21 protein-coding genes are annotated in these 22,318 nt (G+C 57.0%); 10 read left to right on the forward strand and 11 right to left on the reverse strand.

Annotated elements, in window-relative coordinates; genetic code table 11:
- The gene (locus tag METLA_RS0115120) at positions 1-843 is read right to left on the reverse strand and encodes an HDOD domain-containing protein (protein WP_024299349.1); all 843 of its coding nucleotides are present in this window, start codon (positions 841-843) and stop codon (positions 1-3) included.
- 310 nt (positions 844-1,153) lie between these two features.
- Here METLA_RS0115120 and METLA_RS0115125 point away from each other — a divergent pair, with 310 nt between their 5' ends.
- Positions 1,154-1,360: a DUF6494 family protein gene (locus tag METLA_RS0115125; RefSeq protein ID WP_024299350.1), complete on the forward strand. Its 207-nt coding sequence runs from the start codon at positions 1,154-1,156 to the stop codon at positions 1,358-1,360.
- Between the two features lie 9 nt (positions 1,361-1,369).
- Here METLA_RS0115125 and acnA read toward each other — a convergent pair whose 3' ends face one another.
- The 5 genes from acnA to METLA_RS0115150 all read right to left on the reverse strand — a co-directional run bounded on the left by acnA (position 1,370) and on the right by METLA_RS0115150 (position 7,333).
- Positions 1,370-4,078, reverse strand: coding sequence for an aconitate hydratase AcnA (acnA, locus tag METLA_RS0115130; protein WP_024299351.1), 2,709 nt, complete (start codon positions 4,076-4,078; stop codon positions 1,370-1,372).
- 41 nt (positions 4,079-4,119) lie between these two features.
- A complete protein-coding gene (locus METLA_RS0115135) occupies positions 4,120-4,860 on the reverse strand; it encodes a rubredoxin-like domain-containing protein (RefSeq protein ID WP_084480153.1) in 741 nt (246 codons plus the stop codon).
- 106 nt (positions 4,861-4,966) lie between these two features.
- Positions 4,967-5,869 (reverse strand): DMT family transporter, encoded by a 903-nt coding sequence (locus METLA_RS0115140; protein ID WP_029646702.1) that lies wholly within the window; start codon positions 5,867-5,869, stop codon positions 4,967-4,969.
- A gap of 32 nt (positions 5,870-5,901) precedes the next feature.
- A complete protein-coding gene (locus tag METLA_RS0115145; protein WP_024299353.1) occupies positions 5,902-6,975 on the reverse strand; it encodes a phosphotransferase enzyme family protein in 1,074 nt (357 codons plus the stop codon).
- Between the two features lie 19 nt (positions 6,976-6,994).
- Positions 6,995-7,333: a TraR/DksA family transcriptional regulator gene (locus METLA_RS0115150; RefSeq protein WP_024299354.1), complete on the reverse strand. Its 339-nt coding sequence runs from the start codon at positions 7,331-7,333 to the stop codon at positions 6,995-6,997.
- Positions 7,334-7,478: 145 nt separating this feature from the next.
- On the opposite strand from METLA_RS0115150, the gene METLA_RS0115155 reads away from it, so the two are divergent.
- The 3 genes from METLA_RS0115155 to METLA_RS0115165 are packed head-to-tail and all read left to right on the forward strand — an operon-like array spanning position 7,479 to position 11,283.
- Positions 7,479-8,381 (forward strand): AAA family ATPase, encoded by a 903-nt coding sequence (locus tag METLA_RS0115155; protein ID WP_024299355.1) that lies wholly within the window; start codon positions 7,479-7,481, stop codon positions 8,379-8,381.
- Entirely contained in the window at positions 8,381-9,331 is a 951-nt protein-coding gene (locus tag METLA_RS0115160; RefSeq protein WP_024299356.1) for a DUF58 domain-containing protein, read from the forward strand. Before METLA_RS0115155 ends, METLA_RS0115160 begins: the two co-directional genes overlap by 1 nt.
- Positions 9,328-11,283, forward strand: a complete 1,956-nt coding sequence (locus tag METLA_RS0115165; RefSeq protein ID WP_024299357.1) for a transglutaminase TgpA family protein — start codon at positions 9,328-9,330, stop codon at positions 11,281-11,283. The genes METLA_RS0115160 and METLA_RS0115165 overlap by 4 nt, the downstream gene beginning before the upstream one ends.
- Positions 11,284-11,302: 19 nt before the next feature.
- Here the strand turns inward: METLA_RS0115165 and METLA_RS21495 are convergent, their stop codons facing one another.
- Positions 11,303-11,680 carry a hypothetical protein gene (locus METLA_RS21495; RefSeq protein ID WP_152539453.1) on the reverse strand — a complete coding sequence of 126 codons (378 nt, stop codon included), beginning with the start codon at positions 11,678-11,680 and terminating at the stop codon, positions 11,303-11,305.
- Positions 11,681-11,922: 242 nt separating this feature from the next.
- Here METLA_RS21495 and METLA_RS0115175 point away from each other — a divergent pair, with 242 nt between their 5' ends.
- From METLA_RS0115175 to METLA_RS0115200, 6 genes are all read left to right on the forward strand, one after another.
- Entirely contained in the window at positions 11,923-14,658 is a 2,736-nt protein-coding gene (locus tag METLA_RS0115175) for a cation-transporting P-type ATPase (RefSeq protein ID WP_024299359.1), read from the forward strand.
- Positions 14,659-14,734: 76 nt separating this feature from the next.
- Complete coding sequence (locus METLA_RS0115180; protein ID WP_024299360.1) at positions 14,735-15,463, forward strand: DUF1538 domain-containing protein; 729 nt, start codon at positions 14,735-14,737, stop codon at positions 15,461-15,463.
- 98 nt (positions 15,464-15,561) lie between these two features.
- Positions 15,562-16,341 carry a DUF1538 domain-containing protein gene (locus METLA_RS0115185; RefSeq protein ID WP_024299361.1) on the forward strand — a complete coding sequence of 260 codons (780 nt, stop codon included), beginning with the start codon at positions 15,562-15,564 and terminating at the stop codon, positions 16,339-16,341.
- A gap of 8 nt (positions 16,342-16,349) precedes the next feature.
- A complete protein-coding gene (locus METLA_RS0115190) occupies positions 16,350-16,700 on the forward strand; it encodes a P-II family nitrogen regulator (protein WP_024299362.1) in 351 nt (116 codons plus the stop codon).
- Positions 16,697-17,104, forward strand: coding sequence for a CBS domain-containing protein (locus METLA_RS0115195; RefSeq protein WP_024299363.1), 408 nt, complete (start codon positions 16,697-16,699; stop codon positions 17,102-17,104). The genes METLA_RS0115190 and METLA_RS0115195 overlap by 4 nt, the downstream gene beginning before the upstream one ends.
- Before the next feature lie 504 nt (positions 17,105-17,608).
- The gene (locus METLA_RS0115200; protein WP_024299364.1) at positions 17,609-18,055 is read left to right on the forward strand and encodes a hypothetical protein; all 447 of its coding nucleotides are present in this window, start codon (positions 17,609-17,611) and stop codon (positions 18,053-18,055) included.
- A gap of 97 nt (positions 18,056-18,152) precedes the next feature.
- Here the strand turns inward: METLA_RS0115200 and METLA_RS0115205 are convergent, their stop codons facing one another.
- The 4 genes from METLA_RS0115205 to METLA_RS0115220 form a co-directional block, all read right to left on the reverse strand.
- Positions 18,153-18,656: a hypothetical protein gene (locus METLA_RS0115205; protein WP_024299365.1), complete on the reverse strand. Its 504-nt coding sequence runs from the start codon at positions 18,654-18,656 to the stop codon at positions 18,153-18,155.
- Between the two features lie 299 nt (positions 18,657-18,955).
- Positions 18,956-19,285, reverse strand: a complete 330-nt coding sequence (locus METLA_RS0115210) for an exosortase system-associated protein, TIGR04073 family (protein WP_024299366.1) — start codon at positions 19,283-19,285, stop codon at positions 18,956-18,958.
- A gap of 197 nt (positions 19,286-19,482) precedes the next feature.
- On the reverse strand, positions 19,483-21,714 hold the full coding sequence (parC, locus tag METLA_RS0115215; RefSeq protein ID WP_024299367.1) for a DNA topoisomerase IV subunit A: 2,232 nt from the start codon (positions 21,712-21,714) through the stop codon (positions 19,483-19,485).
- Positions 21,715-22,212, reverse strand: a complete 498-nt coding sequence (locus METLA_RS0115220; protein WP_024299368.1) for an acyl-CoA thioesterase — start codon at positions 22,210-22,212, stop codon at positions 21,715-21,717.
- Positions 22,213-22,318 lie beyond the last annotated feature (106 nt).

A 22,318-nucleotide genomic window follows, 5' to 3' on the forward strand; every position in this document is an offset into this window, starting at 1 on the left:
TTAGAGTTTAACAAAGAGTTCGGCTTCTTTGAGCATGAACCTGAGATCGCCGAGATCCTCGATCAGTGCTTCCAGCGGCATGCCGAAGCGGTCCGCGATCGCTTCCGGAAACGCCTCGACGACCGGATTGCCGGCGTCGCCGAAATGCAAGTGCTTGCTGATCTGATTCGCCGCGAACAGGCATTCGCCGAAGGCATTGACCGGCCGGCCGTGATGATGCCGAATCGCTTCGATCAGTAACTCGGAAAGGCCCCATTTCTCGGCCAGCAGCGTGCCGGCCTCGGCATGATTGATGCCGATGAATTCGAGTTCGGTCAGATGCAGCGAAACATTATCCTCCCGGCTCTTGGCCAATGCCAGCCTGAAACGCTCGGGCATGAATTCCGCGAACACGACCTTGCCGAAATCATGCAGCAAACCGGCCACGAAACTATCGCTGCATTCCTGCTGACTGAGTCCTGCCCGTTCCGCGAGTTTGCGGCTGATCGCGGCGGTCGTCAACGCATGCAGCAAAAACGCCGTGGCGCTGAAATTGGCCTGGTTCGAGTTTTTCAGCATGCCCATCGCGGCGACGCTCATCGCGAGGTTTTTGACCGTATTCAAGCCGATATGCACGACCGCGCGCTGTACCGAGTTGATCTTCTGCGAGAGTCCGTAAAACGCGGAATTGATCACCTTTAAAATTTTGACCGTCAACACCGGGTCGCATTCGATCACCTGCACGATTTCCTTCGCGGAAACATCGATATTGGAAGTCAATTGCACGACGCGCTGCACGCTTTTCGGGAAAGCCGGCATCTTTTCGACCAAAGCAACGAGTTCGGCGTGTTCTGAGGAAAGCATGAGCATGACGAGGGTAAGGTAAAGTTGCTATGAGCATAGCAAAGAAACCCAATAAAAGGCCGGATAGAAAAAGAAAACCCCAAAATACCGGAGCGATATTTTGGGGTTTAAAGAAAATCAGCCCAATGCTGGGGGAGAGCCAGGCTGATTCGACGCCGTAGCAGGCGTGCAAAGATAAGATACGACATGATATAAAAAGTTCAACAAGGGTTAATGAATTATTTAGCGCTGCTCGGGTCACTCTATCGTCGGTCAGGAAAGTCGGCCGCACCATCTGGTAAATCAATTCACTGATCCTCGGGAGGTTCCCATGAACGAAGACACCTTGAATATGGAAATCAGAAAATACCTGAAGAAAGTCGGCGTGACCTCGCAGCGCGAAATCGAACATGCGGTGCTGAAAGCGGTTGAAAACGGGCAGCTGGCCGGGAAGAGTTCGATTCGGGTCAAGATGACGCTGGAAGCGCCCGAACTCGGCGTCAGCCACTGTATCGAGGAGACGATCGCCCTCGAATAAATGCGCAATTTAGCGCTGATTTCCGACCAGCAATTTTTTCAGCACCGTGCTGAGGATGCCGCCATCGCGGTAATAATCGACTTCGATCGGCGTATCGATCCGGCAGATTGTTTGAAAGGTTAAGCTTTGGCCGTCGGCTCGCTTCGCCGTAACCGTGATAGGCTGTTTCGGGCGCAGATCTTCCTGTAGATCGACCGTCAGCGTCTCGGTCCCGGTGAGTCCCAGGCTGTCCGCGGATTGCCCTTCCTCAAACTGCAAGGGCAGGATGCCCATGCCGACCAGATTGCTGCGGTGGATGCGTTCGTAGCTTTCGGCGATCACCACCCTGACGCCTTGGAGATAAGGGCCTTTCGCGGCCCAGTCGCGCGATGAACCGGCGCCGTAATCCTTGTCGGCCAGAATGCACAGCGGAATGGCTTCCGCTTTATAGCGCATCGCCGCATCATAAATTGTCATCGGCTCGCCGCTCGGGTGAAAAATCGTTAGGTTGCCTTCCGAACCCGGTAGCAGCCGGTTACGCAGACGCACGTTCGCGAACGTACCGCGGCACATCACTTCATCGTTGCCGCGCCGCGAACCGTAACTGTTCCAGTCTTTCCGCGCGATGCCCTTACCGGCGAGATACAATCCGGCCGGCGAATCGGCGGCGATCTGTCCGGCCGGCGAAATATGGTCGGTCGTGACCGAATCGCCGAACAGCGCCAAGACTCTAAGATCGGTGATCGGAGCGAGTTTTTGCCGTTCTATCTTGAAATTATCGAAGAATGGCGGCCTGCGGATATAGGTCGATTGCGGGTTCCAGGGGTAAAGCTCGGATGCGGTCAGCGCAATCTTCCGCCATTCGTCGGTGCCGGTAAAAACTTCGGCATAGCGCGCCTTGAACATCTCGGGTGTCACGAAAGCCGCGATCGTGGCGTTGATTTCCTCGTTCGTCGGCCAAACATCCTTCAGATAGACCGGCGTGCCGCCCTGATCGAAACCCAACGGCTCGGTAGTGATGTCGATCGCGGTCGAACCGGCCAGGGCATAAGCGACGACCAGCGGCGGCGAAGCCAGAAAATTGCTCTTGGTCAAAGGATGTACGCGGCCTTCGAAATTACGGTTGCCGGACAGGACCGCCGAGACCACCAGATCGTTATCGACGATCGCCTTCGCAATCTCATCGTCCAACGGCCCGGAATTGCCGATGCAGGTCGTGCAGCCGTAGCCGACCAGATAAAAACCCAATTGCTCCAGATAAGGCAAGAGGCCCGATTTTTTCAAATATTCGGTCACGACCGTCGAGCCGGGCGCGAGAGAGGTTTTGACAGTGCGCCTGACCCGAAGCCCCTTCTCGACCGCTTTCTTCGCGAGCAGGCCGGCGCCGAGCATCACCGATGGGTTGCTGGTATTCGTACAGGAGGTGATCGCGGCGATAACGACCGCGCCGTGGCCGATTTGCTCCTGCGTATCGCCGATCGAGACGGTCGCGGTTCGCTTAAGTTCGCTCTCGGCAAGCCCGAAACCCTTGAAGCCGATCGGTTCGGTCAACATGCGGCGAAAGCCGGAGCCGACCTCACTCAGCGCAATGCGGTCGTGGGGCCGCTTGGGTCCTGCCAGTGCCGGCTCGATTTCGCCGAGGTCGACCGTCAATACCTGACTGTAGAGCGGATCGGGCATGTCGTCGCGGCGGAACAGGCCCTGCGCCTTCGCGTAGCGTTCGGTCAGTTCGATCTGCTCGGCGCTGCGACCGGTCAGGCGCATGTAATCCAAGGTCAGCGCGTCGATCGGAAAATAACTGACCGTCGAGCCTTGTTCGGGCGCCATATTGCCGATCGTGGCCCGGTCCGGAATGCTCATCGACGACAGGCCGGGGCCGAAAAATTCGACGAATTTGCCGACCATGCCGATGCTTCGGCACAACTCCGTGATCCTGAGCACCAGATCGGTCGCGGTGACGCCAGGACTCAGCCTGCCGGTCAGCTTGATGCCGGCTACATCGGGAACCAGCATGTAAATCGGCTGATCCAGCAGCACCGCTTCGGCTTCGATGCCGCCGACGCCCCAGGCCAAAACCCCGAGGCCGTTAACCATTGGTGTATGCGAATCGGTGCCGACGCAACTGTCCGGATAACACAGGTTATTGTCCTGATTCCGGAAGATCACCTGCGACAGATATTCGAGATTGACCTGATGCACGATGCCGGTCGTCGGCGGCACCACGCGGAGGTTCCGGAAAGCGGCCTGGCCCCATTTCAGAAACTCGTAGCGTTCGGTATTGCGTTCGAAATCGAGCGCTTCGTTCAACGCGAGCGAAATGCTCTGGCCGTAATAATCGACCTGCACCGAATGATCGATCACCAGATCGCAGGGCAGCAAGGGGTTGATTTTTTTCGGGTCGCCGCCGAGCCGCCGCATCGCATCGCGCATCGCGGCCAGATCGACCAGCGCGGGGACGCCGGTAAAATCCTGCAAGATCACGCGCGCCGGCTTGAAAGGGATCTCGCGCCTGTCGCTATCCGGCCGCCAATTCACCAGGTTCAACACATGCTCCTCGGTGATCGCAAAGCCGTCGCAGTTGCGCAGCAGCGATTCGAGCAAAATTCGGATCGAGAACGGCAGCCGCAACAGATCGGTGCCGGTATTTTCTTGCAGGCGGCGCAGCGAATAATAGGCCAGCGAACCGAAAGCGCCTGGATCCAGGTCTTGCCTTACTTTGAACGGGTCATTCCGGGGCATCGCGGGAACCTCCTCAGATTATCGGGTTAAAAGTGCAGGACTTAGCGCTCCGTCAATAGGCTTTCAAAACGGGGCAGCCAGTCAGTATAAGGCGCCACATAGTTATAGCCGCAGACGGTCAGAAGCGGTCTCTTTGCCAGGACTTCGAGAATAAAGGAAGCCTGCTTGCGGGTTTCGCGCTCGGAGCCATAGGGATTGAAAATCATGCCGGCGGGAGTCAAAAAGACGTAATCACAGATGAACAACGCATCGCGGTAGATATAAAACGTAAAGCCCTGCGTATGGCCGCCGCAGTGATGGGCCTCTATACCGAAAGCGCTAAAGCTTTCCGTAAAGCGGTGATCGACAGTGAATAGTTTTGCCAAGGGCTGGCTCGCATCGCTTTCATGCAGCCAGACTTCCGATTGCCAGAGCTTTCGGTATTGATTCGAGGCGCCCATGAAATGATGATGCGTGAACAAGATCGCCCGAACCGACGCCAGGTCGCGATTGAATGCGGAAGGCGCATCGATCCATACACCGCCTTGCGCTGTTTCGATCCGGTAGGCGGCGTGCTCGTAACCGAGTTTCGGCACCGAAAGCAGCTGGGTCACAGTGTCGTTGACCGGAAACTCAGTCACCCGAAATTGGTGTTCGGCCGCCTCCCAAGGTAAAAAGCAATCGCGTCGGGCGCCGCAGAAAGGGCAAACATCGGGCATTTCGCCGATCATGTTGTAGCCGCATTCCAGACACACCCATTGTGGGGACATTTCTAAAAGTGTATTGGCTTCCGATATTGTCATGTTCAGTCTCTCCCGCTTCGCTTAAAAGGGAGCGCAGGCTATGTAACTTATTCTGAGACCTCAAGAAAGCCAATAAGTTGGCAAAAAATTGTCGTGGCATGACGAATCAGGCCTTGCTTTTGCCCAGCACATAAACGCCGCTCAACACCAGCGCCGTGCCGCCGAACTGCATTGCGGAAACGGGCTCATCCAGCAAGAAATACGCGAAGATCAACGTCGCGATCGGGCCGGTCGTGCTGATGATGGACGCGAAATCCGCGCCGATCCGGCGGATGCCCGCATTCATCGAAAACGCCGGCAGCACGGTCGAAAAGACCGAGATCAACAGGGTCAGTCCATACACGTCGGCGGGAAAGCCGGTCAGCGCGCTGCCGCGCTGCACCCCGAAATGAATCAAGGTCGCGATGCCGGCCGCGGTCATCGTATAGGCGGTAAAGCGGATCGTGCCGATCTTGTGCACCATCACGCCGCTGCCCATCGTAAAGCCCGCGAACACGAGCGCGCTGCCGAGGACCAGCGCCGAACCCAGCCAGAGATTCGGCGAGGAGGCGGCGGAGAGATGGTCGAGAAAGACCAGGATCAGGCCGCCGTAACTGAGCAATAGCGCGATCAATACGGGCGCGGTAATAGGGCGACGGAACAGGACCGCCGAAAACAGCACGACGAAGGTCGGATACAGGAACAGGATCACCCGCTCCAGGCCTGCCGCGATGTATTGCAGGCTCGCGAAATCCAGGAAACTGGCGAGGTAATAGCCGTCAAGACCCAGCAACGTCACGAACAGCCATTCCTGTTTCGACAAGGCCGGCGGGTGCGCTTTGAGGTTATGGAAAAGCGCCGCGGCGATGAAAATCGGCAAGGCGAACAGCATCCTGAGCGCGAGCAGCGTGATCGCATCGATGCCGGGGCTGGCCGCATAGGCCATCTTGATCAGGATCGATTTGATCGAGAACCCCAAAGCGCCAAGCAGCACCAGGGCGAGGCCGATCGCATAATTCCGCCTGTCCATCACTCAGGATTCGGCGGAATCCGGCAACACGGTCAACGGGTCGCCGAGGCGAACCATGCCGTTTTGCCGCGCAAGGATTCGATCAATTGTTTAATGGCCCCTTCCTGACCCATGATGCTTTTACACAAACGGAATTGCCCGAGGGCGCGTTCGAGATTCTGCCCCTGTCCTTCGACCTTGAAGTAGCGGTCGCCTTCGAGATGGTCGGTATAGAAGCGCAGGCCCAGTTCGAACGGAATCAGCCGAATCGCGGCATATAGAGAGTCATAATCGGGACCGGTAAAGAAATGGCCGGCTTGATCCAGATAACTGGCCAGTATCGCCTCGCCGATGTCCGGATCGAAGGTGTCGTTTTCGGGGCGGTGACAGCAGGAGCGCAGGCAGTCGCCGACGTCGTAATGCAGAAGGCCCGGCTTGACCGTATCGAGGTCGATCAGGCCGACCGCTTTTTGCCGGTTGTGGTCGAATAAAAAGTTGTTCAGTTTCGGGTCGCCGTGGATGATTCTGAGCGGCAAGAGGCCTTGCCGCTTCGCCGCTTCGAGGTCGCCCGCGAAGGTTTGATGCTGCTCGATAAAGGCCGCGCAATCCTTGTCGATCAGCTTGGGATTGACGGCAACCAGAGCTTCACGATAGCGCGCCAGATACATCGGGGTAATATGAAAACCGGGCAGCGTATCCTTCAGCCTTACAGGATCGAGATCGCTAAGCAGGCGGTGAAAATGCCCGAGCGCAAAGCCGGTCTGGCGGGCTTCGTGCAGATTGCCGAGCACTTCGAGGCTGACCGTATCGGCAATATAACGGGTTGCGCGCCAGATGCGGCCTTGATCATCGCGCACCGAGTTGAAGCCGGCTTCGGACTGGATCAGCCGAGGGATTTGCAGTTCGACCGCTTCGGGTGCCTTGCTGTCGATATGGCGGCCGATCTCGGCCAGGTTCGCGAGAATCGCTTTCGGCTCCGGAAATACATGCGCATTGATGCATTGCAAGACGAACGGCTCGGCGGCGGTCGTGACCAGATAAGTCGCGTTGATCAGGCCGTTGCCCAGCGGCAACACAGCCGTACTCGACCCGGAGAATTGCCGGGCTATCGCTATAAGTTCAGTCATCGCGCGTGCGGTCGTCGTCTCAACAGCCCTGTTGGCTCGCGCATTTGATGCACAAGTTCGAATAAGGCAGCGCTTTTAGCCGCGCCTTTGCGATCGGTTCGCCGCAGCTCTGGCAGACGCCGTAATGGCCGGAATCGATCCGTGCGATCGCGTCCTTGATCTGCGCGATTTCGGTTCTGGCGCGATTGCCCAGAAAATCCAGCACTTCATCGTTTTCGGCCTGCACGGCCTGTTCCGCGAAGTCCTTTTCGGGGGGCTCTTCGGTATGCTTCACATCGTCGGTGATCTTGCTCAAGCGGTCGTTCAGCTCTTCCAGCATGCCGATCAAATTGCCGCGTATTTCTTCATAATCGTTCACGGTTTTTTCCTCCATGTCAGTCTATTGTTGGCTTGCGCGCTGTCCCTGGCCCATAGGGATGCTGCGTGACATCCTGCTATACTTCAAGAGTCCTGCCGGGCTCGTCGCAAGCCGGCGCTTTTCATCTAGCATCGTATCACCACTCATGCAAAATGCAATCAACGCGTTACTGGATTCGGCCAATCAAATCCTGCTCGGCAAACAGCGGCAGGTCCGGCTGGCGGTTTGTTGCCTGCTGGCGCGCGGACATCTGTTGATCGAGGATATTCCGGGCGTCGGCAAGACCACGCTGGCGCACACGCTCGCGAAACTGTTCGGCCTCGATTACCAGCGCATCCAGTTTACCAGCGATATATTGCCGGCCGATATGATCGGCGCCTCGGTGTTCGATGCGAAGAACCAGCAATTTACCTTTCATCCGGGGCCGATTTTCAATCAGATGGTGCTGGCCGACGAAATCAACCGCTCGACGCCGAAGGCGCAGAGCGCATTGCTCGAAGCGATGGAGGAGCATCAGGTCACCGTGGACGGCAAGACCTATCCGTTGCCGGAGCCTTTTTTTGTGATCGCGACGCAAAACCCGTCGCATCAGATCGGCACGTTTCCGCTGCCCGAGTCGCAACTGGACCGCTTTCTGATGCGGATCGAGCTTGGTTATCCTGATTCCGCCTCCGAGCGCCAGCTGTTGGCAGGCCAAAGCCGGCACCGTTTGATCGACACCCTGACCGTCAAGCTGCCGCCGGAACAACTCCAACGCATTCAAAAAGAAGTGCTACAGGTGCATGCCTCGAATGCGCTGCTCGACTATTGCCAGGCGATCATCCGCTTTACCCGCGAATCGGCCGCCTATCCCACCGGGCTTTCTCCGCGCGCAGGACTTGCGCTGTTGACCGCGGCCAAGGCCTGGGCCTACATGGACGGCCGCGACGCGGTGATTCCGGAAGACATGCAGGCGGTGCTGGCGTCGGTCGCAGGGCACCGGATTCGCTCGGGCAGCGTCGAGGCCGACGCGGTGGTCGCGCCGATACTCAGCCGGGTCGCCGTTTGATGAACGCATTGGCCTTGAAGGAGCGCTTTCGGCTCAGCCGCTTCGTGCTCGGCGAAACTGCCGTGCCGGGGCCGGTCACGCTGAACCATCGCCGCATCTTCATCCTGCCGACTCTGCGCGGCCTCGGCTTCGCGTTGCTGACCGCGCTGCTGTTTTTCATCGGCTTCGTTTATAACAACAACCTGGTCTATCTGCTGTCGTTTTTATTGGCCAGCATCTTTTTCATCACGACCGTGCATAGCTTCAGATCGCTGTCCGGGCTGGTGATCCGCGAAGGCATCGCAAAACCGGTATTTGCGGGCGAAACAGCGGCTTTTCCGCTCCATATCGATAATCCGTCGGCAATGCTCCGCCCGCAAATCAAGGTCGCAGGCCAAGACGAAACCGTTCTATCCCTTCTGCCTGACAGCCAAAATCCAGCCTTCGTATATCGAAATACCACCCGGCGGGGCTGGTGCGAGGCCGGCACGATCACCCTTTACAGCACCTTTCCGCTCGGCCTGTTTCGGGTCTGGTCGCCGCTGCGTTTCGACCTGAGAGTCCTGGTTTACCCGAAACCTGCCGCGGCCGACCTGCCTTTTCCGCAAGCGCCCCTCGGCATGAGTTCGGAGGGCGCCAGTCAAAAGGGCGGCGATGATTTTTACGGACTGAAAAACTATGAAGCCGGCGACTCGATCAAGCATATCCACTGGAAAGCCTATGCGAAAGGGCAAGGCGTATTCAGCAAGCAATACGGCGGCGACAGCAGCGGCGAACTCTGGCTGGATCTGGACGGCACGCCCGGATATGACGCGGAAGAACGCCTCTGCCAATTATGCCGCTGGGTGCTCGATGCGGAAAAGGCCGGTTTGAACTACGGCCTTTGCCTGCCCGGCGTCCGGCTGGCGCCTGCAAACGGCGCGCTGCATCGGCAATCCTGTCTCGAGGCCTTGGCGCTGTACACGGCATGAAGACGGCGGTAATCGACAAAAACCTGCTGTTGTTATTGTTCGGCGCGGTCGGCCTGGCCGTGCTGCCGCACATCCAGCATATCTCGAATCGTTCTTTCGGCTTTTTTACCGCCCTTTGGGTTTGGCGTGTGCTCGGCATCTGGCGTCCGGCCTGGCTGCCCGGCCGGCTATCCGTGTTTTTGTTGCTGCTTGTCGGCATCGCGCTGCTGTTCGCAGAGCGGCAAGGCATCCTAGGCCGCGATGCCGGCTCCAGCCTGCTGGTCATCGCGCTGGGCCTGAAACTGATGGAAATGAAGCGGGAACGCGATTTTTATCTGCTCATCTACATGACCTTCATCGTGGTCGCCACCCAGTTTCTTTATGAGCAAAACATTCTGCTAGGCGTCTATATCGGGGGCGTTTGCTGTTTGCTGTTGGCACTTTTGATCGCGATGAACGGCCTCCATAAGAAACTCGGGCAGGCGCTGAAACTGGCCTGCCTGATCGCCTTGCAGGCGGCGCCGCTTGCGGCCGCGATGTTCATTCTGTTTCCGCGCCTTGAGCCACCGAAATGGATGGCGCTCGGCAGCGAAACCCAAAATAGGACCGGCCTCAGCGAAGTAATGGAGCCCGGCTCGATCACCAATCTGGGACTGTCCGATGAACGGGTGTTCCGCGCCCAGTTCGACGGCCCGATACCGCCGCCGCAACAACGTTACTGGCGCGGCCCGGTGATGTCGATGACCAACGGCAAACTCTGGATGCAGGCGCAGGATTTTGCGCAGTATGGCAGGCACAGTCCGAAGGTTTCGGGAAAGCCCTACGGTTATACTTTGTTGATGGAGCCGCAGACCAAAAACTGGGTATTCGCACTCGACATGCCGGTGGGTTTTTCTGCGCCGCTGACCCGAAACGCCAATTTTCAATTGATCACTTCGGCACCCCCCGGGCGGCGTGCGGCCTATAAGTTGGTCTCCTATCCGGCCTACAATACGGGGCCGCTTGCGGACGGCGAATACCGGGATGCGATGCAATTGCCCGGCAAGCCTTCGGAGCGCATCAAAGAATTCGTCCGTCAATTGCGCGGTTACGATGCACCGCCGGCGGTTTTTGTCCAGAATCTATTAGCTCATTTCCGTGCCGAAAATTTCCGTTACACGCTGGAGCCCCCGAAACTCGACGATAACCCGATCGAGTCGTTTCTGTTCGATACGCGCGCCGGTTTTTGTAGCCATTATGCCTCCGCTTTCGTCTATCTCTTGCGCGCCGCGCATATTCCTGCCCGCGTCGTGACCGGTTTTCAGGGCGGCGAAGTGAACGATCTCGGCCATTTCATTGAGGTCAGGCAAGCCGACGCGCACGCCTGGGCCGAAGTCTGGTATGAAAATGAAGGCTGGGTCCGCTACGATCCGACCGCGGCGGTTGCGCCGGAAAGAATCGAATATCCGCTCGATGTCGGCCGCTTGAGTCCGGGCGAAGAAATCTACTTCGATATCGACAAGCAAGAGTTCAGAAAAGTGTTTAGCCTGTTCAAGCGGGCCCGATTGATCTGGGGCACTGTCGATTACCGCTGGCAACGCTGGGTCATCGATTACGACAGCCTGCACCAGTCCAATTTGCTGTCCGGATTCGGCATCAAGGACAGCCGAGCGATGGTGTATTGGCTGACCGCGATCGTGAGCGCGATGACGTTATTGCTGAGCGCGTCGATGCTCTATCAAAAACGCCGGAAAACCGATCCGGCGCTGCTGATTTATGCGCGCTTCTGCGCCAAACTCGCGCGTAAGGGCTTGGTCAAGGGGGCGGGCGAGGGCGCGAAAGACTTCGCCGAGCGCGCCAAAACCCAACTGCCGCAACATGCGGTCGAAATCGATCGGATTACCGAGGTGTTCATCAGCCTGCGCTATGGCAGACAGGCGGCGCCCTGCGACATCAGGCAATTAAAACGCTGGGTCGCGTCGTTCAAGCCGTGAAGCAAGCTCGGCATAGGGCTTACGGCTTGTTTTCTTCTTCCTTGACCGTTTCTTTCAGCGCATTGATTTTGTCTTTATTTTTTTCCTTCAGCTGATACAGCTTGAGCTTTTGCGCCGGCGTCAGCGTCTCCTTGACCTCTTCCTTGCTCTCTTCGCGGATTTCCTTGATTTTTTGTTTATGCTTTTTAAACAGCGACTTGATTTTGGATTCCTGCTCCTTGCTCAGGTCAAGCTCCTCGCTCAGTTGTTTTAACTTGATGCCGTGATGCTTGCCCGCCTCGGGCGCAGCCGGCGAAGTGGCGGCGGGTGGCGTTTCGGCTGCAGGCGCTGCGGTTTCGGCAAGCACGGCGCAGGGTAATAACAAACCCAAGGTGATGCTGATCAATCGTTTGTTCATCGAAATGTCCGGGGGAGTGATGGTGAATGAGCCCTGTGAAAAGACAGTCAGGGTTGACGGCATCATTTTACTCCGATTCCAGTCCGTTCAAAAATGGCAGAGAAGCCGGATTGATATTATGAACCTAGGCATGATGTGTAGGTCATCTTAGTCGAGTGATCAAGTCCCCAAAATGCAATCGTCCTCATTCCAGGACGATTGCATTTTGGGGGGCCGTTGATGAGTTTAAGCATGGAGAACGCATGTCCAAGAAAAAAGCGAATGAAAAACACATCACGCATTGGCACAGCCTTGAAGTCGACGATGCGGTCATGCGTCTGCATTCGGATCGTCATCACGGCCTGTCTTCCCAAGAGGCGCTGGAGAGGGTGAAACGTTTTGGCTACAACCGCCTCCCCCCGCCGCGGAAACGCTCTGCCTGGCTGCGTTTTCTGCTTCAATTTCACAACGTTCTGATTTATGTGATGCTGGTTGCCGCCGGCACCACGGCCATGTTAGGCGACTGGGTTGACACCGGCGTGCTCTTGGCCGCCGTCCTCGTCAATGCAATCATCGGTTTTATCCAGGAAGGCAAGGCGGAACAGGCGATGGATGCCATCCGCGGCATGCTCTCCCTGCACACGACGGTCATTCGTGACGCCAGGCGCACAGAGATCGAAGCCGAGAGTCTGGTGCCCGGCGATATCGTGGCACTGGCTTCCGGTGACAAAGTGCCCGCCGACCTGAGGCTTATTGCAGGCAAGGGCTTGCGGGTGAATGAAGCGATTCTGACCGGCGAATCCGAAGCGGTCGAAAAGACAGCCGATCCGGTCCAAAACGACGCCGAGCTTGGCGAGCGTTACTGCATGCTGTACTCGGGAACCCTGGTTACCTCCGGTCAGGCGACGGCCATTGTCGTCGAGACGGGCGTTCGCACCGAGTTGGGACGGATCAGCTCAATGCTAGCCCAGGTTCAGACGATGACAACGCCGCTGCTGCGCCAGATCGCCCGCTTCGGACACTGGCTGGCGCTGGCCATTGTATTGATGTCCGTGGCGACATTCGTGATCGGCGTGCTGTGGCATGGGCATCCGCCGGCCGAAATGTTCATGATGGCCGTGGCTCTGGCGGCTTCGGCGATACCCGAAGGCCTGCCGGCGATCATGACCATCACGCTTGCCCTCGGCATGCGCCGCATGGCAAAGCGCAAGGCCATCATCCGGCATCTGCCGGCGGTGGAAACGCTGGGCTCGGTGACGGTCATTTGTTCCGACAAGACCGGCACTTTGACGCGGAACGAAATGACCGTGCAAAGCGTGGTCACCGCCGGGCATGTATTCGATATCGGCGGCGCGGGTTATGCGCCCGACGGCGGTATTTTTCTGGAGGGCACCGCGGTGACCGCCGATGACTATCCCGAACTGGCCGAAATCGCGCGCGCCGCCGTGCTCTGCAATGACGCACAGCTGCACCGGCTCGCCGATGAGTCCTGGCAACTGACCGGCGATCCGACCGAGGGCGCCCTGCTTGCGTTCGCGGGCAAAGTCGGCGCCGATTCCGCATGGGAGCGCGAAACCCTGCCGCGTACCGACGCCATTCCGTTCGAATCCGAACACCGGCTGATGGCGACCCTCCATCACGACCATAGCGGCAGCGGCTACATTTATGTCAAAGGCGCTCCCGAACGCATCCTGGAAATGTGCGAACGGCAGGGCGGTCTCCATGACGCCGAGACCGTACTGGATGCCGATTATTGGCATCGCTGCGCCAAGCGCTTCGCCGCCGGCGGCCTGCGCGTGCTGGCGATTGCCGCCAAACGGGTTGAGCAGTCCTGGCGTGAGGTCAACTTCTCGGATTTGGAAGACGGTTTTGCCCTGCTCGCCCTGGTCGGCATCATCGATCCGCCGCGCGAGGAAGCGATCGCTGCGGTAGAAACCTGCGCCGGCGCCGGCATTCGCGTCAAGATGATCACCGGCGACCATGCCGATACGGCGCAGGCGATCGGAGCACGGCTTGGGATAGGCCTGGGCAAACCGGCCTTGACCGGGGCCCAGATCGAAGCCCTGGATGACGAGCAACTGCGGAGCGTTGCGCTGGATGTCGACGTATTCGCCAGGGCAAGCCCGGAACATAAACTGCGCCTGGTACAGGCATTGCAGGCAGCCGGTCAGGTTGTCGCGATGACCGGCGACGGCGTCAATGACGCGCCGGCGCTAAAGCGGGCGGATGTCGGCGTGGCGATGGGGCTGAAAGGGACTGAGGCGGCCAAGGAAGCGTCCGATATGGTGCTGGCCGACGACAATTTCGCCACTATCGGCAACGCCGTGTACGTCGGCAGAGGGATTTACGACAATATCCAGAAATTCATCCTGTTCATGCTGCCGACGAATGGCGGTGAAGCGCTCGTCGTTATTGCGGCGATTCTGTTTGAGTTGACCCTGCCGTTGACGCCGGCGCAGGTGCTCTGGATCAATATGGTCACCTCCAGCACATTGGGGCTCGCGCTCGCCTTTGAGCGCCCGGAGCGGGAGGTCATGCGCAGGAAGCCTCGCGACCCGCGCGAGCCATTGCTGTCCTGGTTTTTCGGCTGGCGGGTGTTGATGGTATCAACGCTTTTCATGGTGGGGGCGCTGGGCCTGTTCCTCTGGGAGATGGACCTCGGGTCCAGCCTGGAAACCGCGCGCACGATGGCGGTCAGCACGGTGGTAGGGGCGGAAATGTTCTATCTGATCAACAGCCGTTACATTTACAAGTCGGCCTTGTCACTCGAAGGCCTGTTCGGCAATCGTTATGTATTGATCGCCATTGCCGCCTGCGCGGCCTTACAGATCGCATACACCCATGCCGACCCGATGCATGCTTTGTTCGGTTCGACCGATTTGTCTCCGGATGAGTGGTTGAAGGTTGTGTTCGCCGGAATGTTCGTATTTACCGTCGCGGAGTTGGAGAAAGCGGTGATACGCAAGTTTTTTGGCCGCGGGCGCAGCCGTTTAGGCTAAATACGCCGGAGGCGATTTCCTTGGCACGTTTCTTTCATGTACAATCGATTCGACTCCATATATTGCCATCGAGCTCATGTTAAATAGCCGTTTTATCAAATACCTGCTGGGCAGTTGCCGGGATTTGGCGCCGATTTTTGCAGTCGTGCTGATCTTTCAGCTGTTGATCATCAAGCAACCGTTGCCCAATCTGGCTGATTTGATTTCGGGTTCGCTGTTTTTAATTATCGGCCTGACCCTGTTTGTGCAGGGACTGGAGCTCAGCCTGTTCCCGCTCGGCGAGGACATCGCGTATGACTTTGCCCGCAAGGGCAGTTTGCTCTGGCTGTTGCTGTTCGCCTTTTGTCTGGGATTTAGCGCGGCAATCGCCGAACCGGCGCTGATTGCTGCCGCCCAAAAAGCCGCGGATATCGCCAGTCAGGGCAACAGCATCGATGCGACCGAGACGGCGAAAGCCGAATATGCGCTCGGCCTGCGCGTGACCGTCGCACTGTCGGTCGGTGTTGCTTTAATCTTCGGCGTATTGCGGATCATTCGCGGCTGGCCGGTGTATGCTCCGGTTTTTATCGGCTATTTATGCGTTGCCCTGCTGACGCCGTTCGCGCCGAAGGAGATCGTCGGCATCGCCTATGATGCGGGCGGCATTGCGACATCCAGCATTACCGTGCCGTTGGTCACCGCGCTCGGCGTTGGACTGGCGACCGCGATCAAGGGCCGCAATCCGCTGACCGATGGCTTTGGCCTGGTGGTGTTTGCGTCATTGACCCCGATTATTTTCGTGATGGCTTACGGAATGGCAGTATGATCGACGCATTGATGCAGTTTGCGGTTAGCCTGCTGGAAGCCTGCCGGGATATGTTGCCCAGCGCCGCGATTCTCGGTGAGGGGCTACGGCATAGCGGCATGCTAGCCGGGTTGATGCAGTTTGCGTTGACCCTGCTGGAAACCTGCCGGAATGTGTTGCCGATCGCCGTGACCATCATCGGCTTTCAATTGCTGATCATTCGCCGGCCGATCGCGCATCCGAGAAAAATTCTGATCGGTTTCATTTTGGTCTTGCTCGGGATTGTGTTTTTCCTGAAGGGGCTGGATATGGCGCTGTTTCCGCTGGGCAAGTTGATGGCCAAGCAATTGACCATGCCCGAATTTCTCGGTATCGAACCGGTTGTCGGTCAAGTCGATTGGCGTGATTATGCCTGGATTTATGTTTTCTCCGCCAGCATCGGTTTTGCGACAGCGCTGGCTGAGCCTGCCCTGCTTGCGGTCGCGTTGAAGGCCGAGAAAATTTCAGGCGGCACGATCCGGGCCTGGGGCCTACGCTTTTCGGTCGCCTTTGGCGTCGGTTTCGGTATCGCGCTCGGCGCTTTTCGCATCGTGACCGGTTCGGAATTCTATCTCTACATCATCGGCGGCTATCTCGTCGTGATGATGCAAACCCGCTTTGCCCCTAAACTGATCCTCGGCCTGGCCTACGATTCCGGCGCGGTCACCACGTCGATGGTGACCGTGCCGATGATTACCGCGTTGGGTTTGGGCCTGGCCGAAGCGGTGCCCGGACGCAATCCCTTGCTCGACGGATTCGGCTTGATCGCCTTCGCGAGTCTATTTCCGATCATCGCCGTGCTGGGTTATGCACAAATCGCGCAATGGATCAATAAAGACAAACCTTCATCCAAGTCCTGAGGTACATCATGCATTTCAAACTCATCCTAGTTTTCGTCGATGACGACAAAACCGACCTGGTGCTCGAAACGGCCAGGCAATGCGGCGCGAAGGGCGCGACCGTGATCAACAACGCTCGCGGCGAAGGCATGAAACAATCGAAAACCTTTTTTGGCCTGACGCTCGAAGCCCAACGCGATGTGGTCTTGATGCTGGTCGAGGAACACATCAGCCGTTACATTCTGGAGAAAATCGCAATCGTCGCCGATTTCGACAACAAACCCGGTACCGGTATCGCGATCCAGATCGATGTCGAGGACGCGATCGGCGTGATGCATCAGGTTGAGGTATTGAAACAAGAACTGGAGGACGCCATATGAACAACCGCATTATTATCCGCGTTAGAGACGTGATGAAAACCGATTTCGGTACGATCGACGGCATCGCGACCGTCGCAGAAGCGCTGAAGAAGATGAAGGAAATGCAGACCGCGGTGCTGATCGTGAACAAGCGCCATGACGATGACGAATACGGTCTGATCAACTGCGGCGATATCGCCCGCCATGTGCTGGCTAAGGACAGGGCGCCGGACCGGGTCAATGTCTATGAAATCATGACTAAACCGGTCATTTCGGTGCATCCGGAGATGGATATCCGTTATTGTTCGCGGCTGTTCGCGCACTACGATCTGGTCCGGGCGCCGGTGATCGAGGACCGCAAGGTGATCGGGATCGTCAGTCCGAATTCGCTGGTGTTGGACGGGCTCTACAAAATCTTTGAATGAGTGGCAAAATGCCAGGTTTCTGAGTAAAAATTCTGACTATAGGGGGCGACTCTTCGTTGCCCCCAAGATTAATCGCACTATTGTGTTGTCGTATTCGGCACAAAGAGGCGAAAAAATAAAATGACATTCTAGTCTAGATAAAAATTACCGGAATTATAGAGTTGAAATGGAAATTAATTATTTCCATTTTGTTAACAATGCGGGCGTTACAAATTTAAAGCCAGAGGAATAAGCGGGCCTTAATCTTTTAATTTATTGATTTAAATGATTGTTTTCGCGTTTTATCGAAGGAGCGAAACGCGGCAAAGCCCAAAAGGCAAATTCAATAATGCCCCTCAGGCTATGTCACAGAATCTTAACATTTAACTTAAGTGTTTTTTAAGTTCAAATGCCATAGAATCCTCTCCGCAGTTGAGAAGAAGGTTTCTGATTGCAACGGCTGGATTCACTCCCGGCTGAAAAAACAATCCACGTTATTCAATCATCTTTTGAAAGGAAATTACCATGTCAGGTAAAAAGCGTTTAATTGCCGCTGTATTATTTACTACTATTATCTCAGGAATCAGCACCCAGGCTTCTGCAGGCCTTATTACAAATACCACCAATACGCTGATAAATCTCACTGATTCCGTGTGGGGCGTTGTCGATTCAACGGTTGACGCGATTCTGGATCTGACTTACAACAAGCTGACTGCAACCGCTACCACGCTTGACAACACTATCGCGAAACTGCCAAGCCCGCTGGCTTGCGCCACTGCGTATACAGCCCTGGTAAATGCAGCTAACCTCCAATTGTCGGCCGATTTGCAACTTTGCGCATCTGCCCACGTTTCAACAACAGACTTACCGGGTCTGGCCAATTGCACAAACAACGCGGTTGCTATCTCTACCACTGCGATCGACGCTGCGCTTGCGGCCACTCAAACTTGCTTGAGCTCACATCTCCAATAATTTTTAATTGTTTGAGACGAAAATGGCCGCTTTATGCGGCCATTTTTGCATCCGCGACTTGCCAAAGCGCATTGCGCTGATTGTGCGCGAATTTCCATCAATATTTCAACGGCAGAATCGGCTCTATTCCTTCAAATTCCGCAGTCGGATGATGTTTTTCAATCTTGCCGGTAATCTCGCCGATACGATCCAGCGGAATGTCGAGCAACACCAGCAATTCGCCTTTTTCAATTGCGGCTTCGAATTGATGGAGTCTTGAATTGCCCGAATTCATGCCGGCCAGACCGCCCATCAGCGAGCCGATGGTGGCGCCGGCGATGATGATGCCCAGGATCGGGCCTCCGGCGATGACGAATCCCGCATAAGACAGTCCGGCCAAGCCTGCCAGCAAGCCTGCGGAGCCGCCCAGCACGATACCTCGCTCCAGGGCCGGGATAAAATCGGTTTTTTGCAGCACGGAGGCTTCCGGCAAGTCTTCCAGCGGCGTGTCCCGCTTGGCCAGGATGTGAATATGGCGGTCTTCGATGCCTTCCCGGCGGAGTTCGTCGACAATTTTGTGCGTCGTTTGGATGTCCGGCGCTAAAAAATAGATGCGTCTCATCGCGTTACCCTCGCTATGCGATCGGTTAAGAATCCGCCCTCGGCAATGTATTCGGCTGCGGGCGCTGCCCAGATGATTCCCTTCACGATTGGACTGATCCCTTCGCATCCGGTTCATTGTCAGCGCATTGAATTCGAGAGGGGAAGGTTTGACGTTGGCCGGCACAGCGGGAGCTGACGGTCCGAGCAGAAAGGCGCGCCCGGTTGAAGCGGAATTTTAGAAGTTTGCGTAGCGAATCATCCGGTTGGCGTGATCGGTTTAGCCGGCGCCAACCGGATGAAATGGCATTGAGCGAGCGATTAGAAATAATCCCAAGGGTATTCGGGGCTTAAAATGGGCCTATAGCCTGCAGGCACCGGGAAGGGCGCGCTGACAAACTCGTAAACGCCGACCAGTTCTCGGGTTACCGTCATGCCGAGCCCCTTTGCCAAACCGACCGGAAAGCCGATCGCGCCGCTTCTTCGGGTTTCCTGCACGATATTGCCAGGAATTTCGAGAAAACCGCAGGTCATACCGGCCAAACCGCGGCCAAACTTGCCTGCCGACGAATTATCCGCCGCCGCGGTGCTTGATGCGCCTAACAATAGAACGGCAATGGCGACCGTCAAATAAATGCGTAATGTGTTCATTTACTATCCTCCCATTGGATGCTGTCGAATGTTACCGGCTGACCGGTGTGTTTTTGATGCAATTGCGCTGACGATTAATGTTTCCTTTACGACCCCCCACCGTTATGCCCTGTGAGCGCACGGAAGAGGAGACCGCCAGCTCCTCACGCTAAGACCCTAGGAAAACCACTGAATTCACCGCGCGAGGCATTTTACTGTCATTCGGCTTCCAGCGCATCGACGCGTTGAAAACCGCGCGGCAGATGCAGGCCGCGTTTCGCGCGCGCGCCCGAATAGTGCTCAATGTCCGCGCCTTTCAAGGTCAACGGCCGTTTACCGGCGGTGATTTTCAATTGGCCGCCTTCGGGCAGCGCCGTCACCGCAATGACCGCATCATTGCCGGCCGCCAAATCGTCCGTCGGAATCTGGATCAGTTTGTTACCCTTGCCTTTGGTCAGTTCGGGCAGTTCCTGCGCCGGAAAAATCAATAGCCGTCCCTGCTGGGTCACCACCGCGAGCCGATCGCTGTCGCCTCGGAGTTCGGCGGGCTTGATCACTTTGGCGCCTTCGGACAGCGTCAGCAAGACTTTTCCGGCCTTGTTCTTGCTGTACAGCTCTTTCAGTTGCACCCGAAAGCCGTAGCCGTAATGGCTCGCTACCACAACCCAGTCGTCCGGACTGCCGGCCAACAGATGCGCGAACAGCGCGCCGGGCGGCGGATTCAGGCGACCGGTCAGGGGTTCGCCCTGGGTTCTGGCCGACGGCAGGTCATGCGTCGTGATACTGTAGGCGCGTCCAGTCGAATCGAGCAAATAAACCGGCTGGGTCGAGCGGCATTTGACCGCTTCGAGAAAACCGTCGCCGGCGCGGTAATTCAAGCTATCGACATCGAAGTCATGGCCTTTCGCGGCCCTGATCCAGCCTTTTTGCGACAGGATCACGGTCAACGGCTCGTTGTTGATCAGCTGCGTCGTTTCCATCGCCTGCGCAGCTTCGCGCGCGACGATCGGCGAGCGGCGGTCGTCGCCGTATTTTTCGGCGTCGCGTTCGAGTTCCTTGCGGATCAGGCGGTTCAACAGGCGCGGCGAGCCGAGCGTTTTTTCGAGCGCGGCGCGTTCCTGTTCCAGTTCGTCCTGTTCGCCGCGGATCTTCATTTCCTCAAGCTTGGCAAGATAACGCAGCTTCAATTCCAGGATCGCCTCGGCCTGGCTATCGCTGATCCCGAATCGCGCCATCAGCACCGGCTTCGGATGCTCTTCCTGGCGGATAATCGCGATTACCTCGTCGATGTTCAGATAGGCGATCAGGAGGCCTTCCAGGATATGCAGACGCGCGAGCACCTTGTCGAGGCGGTGCTGCAAACGCTTCCTGACCGTCTCGGTGCGGAAGGCCAGCCATTCGACCAGAATTTCGCGCAGATCCCTGACTCTCGGCCGGTTGTCCAGGCCGATCATGTTCATATTGACCCGGTAACTTCTTTCGAGATCGGTGGTCGCGAACAGATGCGACATCACCGCATCGGTATCGGTGCGCTTCGATTTCGGAATCACCAGCAGGCGGGTCGGGTTCTCGTGATCGGATTCGTCGCGCAAATCCTCGATCATCGGCAGTTTTTTCGCGAGCATTTGCGCGGCGATCTGCTCCATCAGTTTGGAGCCCGAAACCTGATAGGGCAGCGCGGTAATCACGATCGTGCCGTCCTCGACCTCATATTTCGCTCGCATCTTGATCGAGCCGCCGCCGTTGATATACATCTTGCGGATGTCGTCTCGGGATGAGACGATTTCGGCCGCGGTCGGATAATCGGGGCCCTGGATGTGCTGCAAGAGCTGGTCAAGCGTGCTGCCCGGCGCGTCGAGCAAGTGGATGCAGGCGGCCGCGACTTCCCTGAGATTGTGCGGCGGAATGTCGGTCGCCATGCCGACCGCGATGCCCATCGTACCGTTCAGCAGCACATTCGGCAGACGCGCCGGCAACAGTTCAGGCTCTTTCATGGTGCCGTCGAAATTGTCGGTCCATTCGACCGTGCCCTGGCCGAGTTCGCTGAGCAAGGTCTGCGCGTATTGAGTCAGGCGCGATTCGGTGTAACGCATCGCGGCGAACGACTTCGGATCGTCCGGAGACCCCCAGTTGCCCTGGCCGTCGATCAGCGGATAGCGGTAGGAAAAGTCCTGCGCCATCAACACCATCGCTTCGTAGCAGGCCGAATCGCCGTGCGGGTGGTATTTGCCGAGCACGTCGCCGACCGTGCGCGCGGACTTTTTATACTTGGCCAGCGCGGTCAGGCCGAGCTCCGACATCGCATAGACGATGCGCCGCTGTACCGGTTTCAGGCCGTCCGCGATATGCGGCAGCGCCCGGTCCAGGATCACATACATCGAATAATCGAGGTAGGCTTTCTCGGCGAACTCTTTTAACGGCAGTTGTTCGAAATTGTCCTGCAATCCCACTTAGAGCAGCCCCTCCGGCAGATCGACACGGATCGCGCGGTTTTTTTCGAGCAGTTCCTCTCGGCATTTTTTGCGCTGTTCCGCGTCCTTGAACAGCTGTTTTTCGATCTCGGTTTCGAGTATCAATTGCGGAACTTCTATGCTGTGTCCGTGGCCGTCGATCGCGACCATCGTAAAGTAGCAGGAGGTCGTATGGCGTTTTTCGTGCGTGGTCAGGTTTTCGGCGACCACCTTGATGCCGACTTCCATCGACGAGCGGCCGACATGATTCACATGCGCATAGAACGTGACCAGGTCGCCGACATTGATGTTTTCCTTGAAAAACACCTGATCGAGCGCGGCGGTCACGACATAGTTCTTGCAATATTTGGCCGCGCAGGCGTAGGCCACCTGATCGAGCATTTTCAACAGCGAACCGCCGTGCACGTTGCCGGCGAAGTTGGCCATGTCCGGCGTCATCAGCACGGTCATCGCGAGGGATTTTTCTTGTTTGGTCATTTGAACATTAAGATAGTTGGCTTCTTCCGAAGCAATGAATGAGGTGAATGTCGCCTTGATCGCTTGGCAGGGTGCGCTGTGGGTACCCTAAATAATTTTTATCATA

This window comes from Methylomicrobium lacus LW14 (assembly GCF_000527095.1).
Lineage (GTDB): Bacteria > Pseudomonadota > Gammaproteobacteria > Methylococcales > Methylomonadaceae > Methylomicrobium > Methylomicrobium lacus.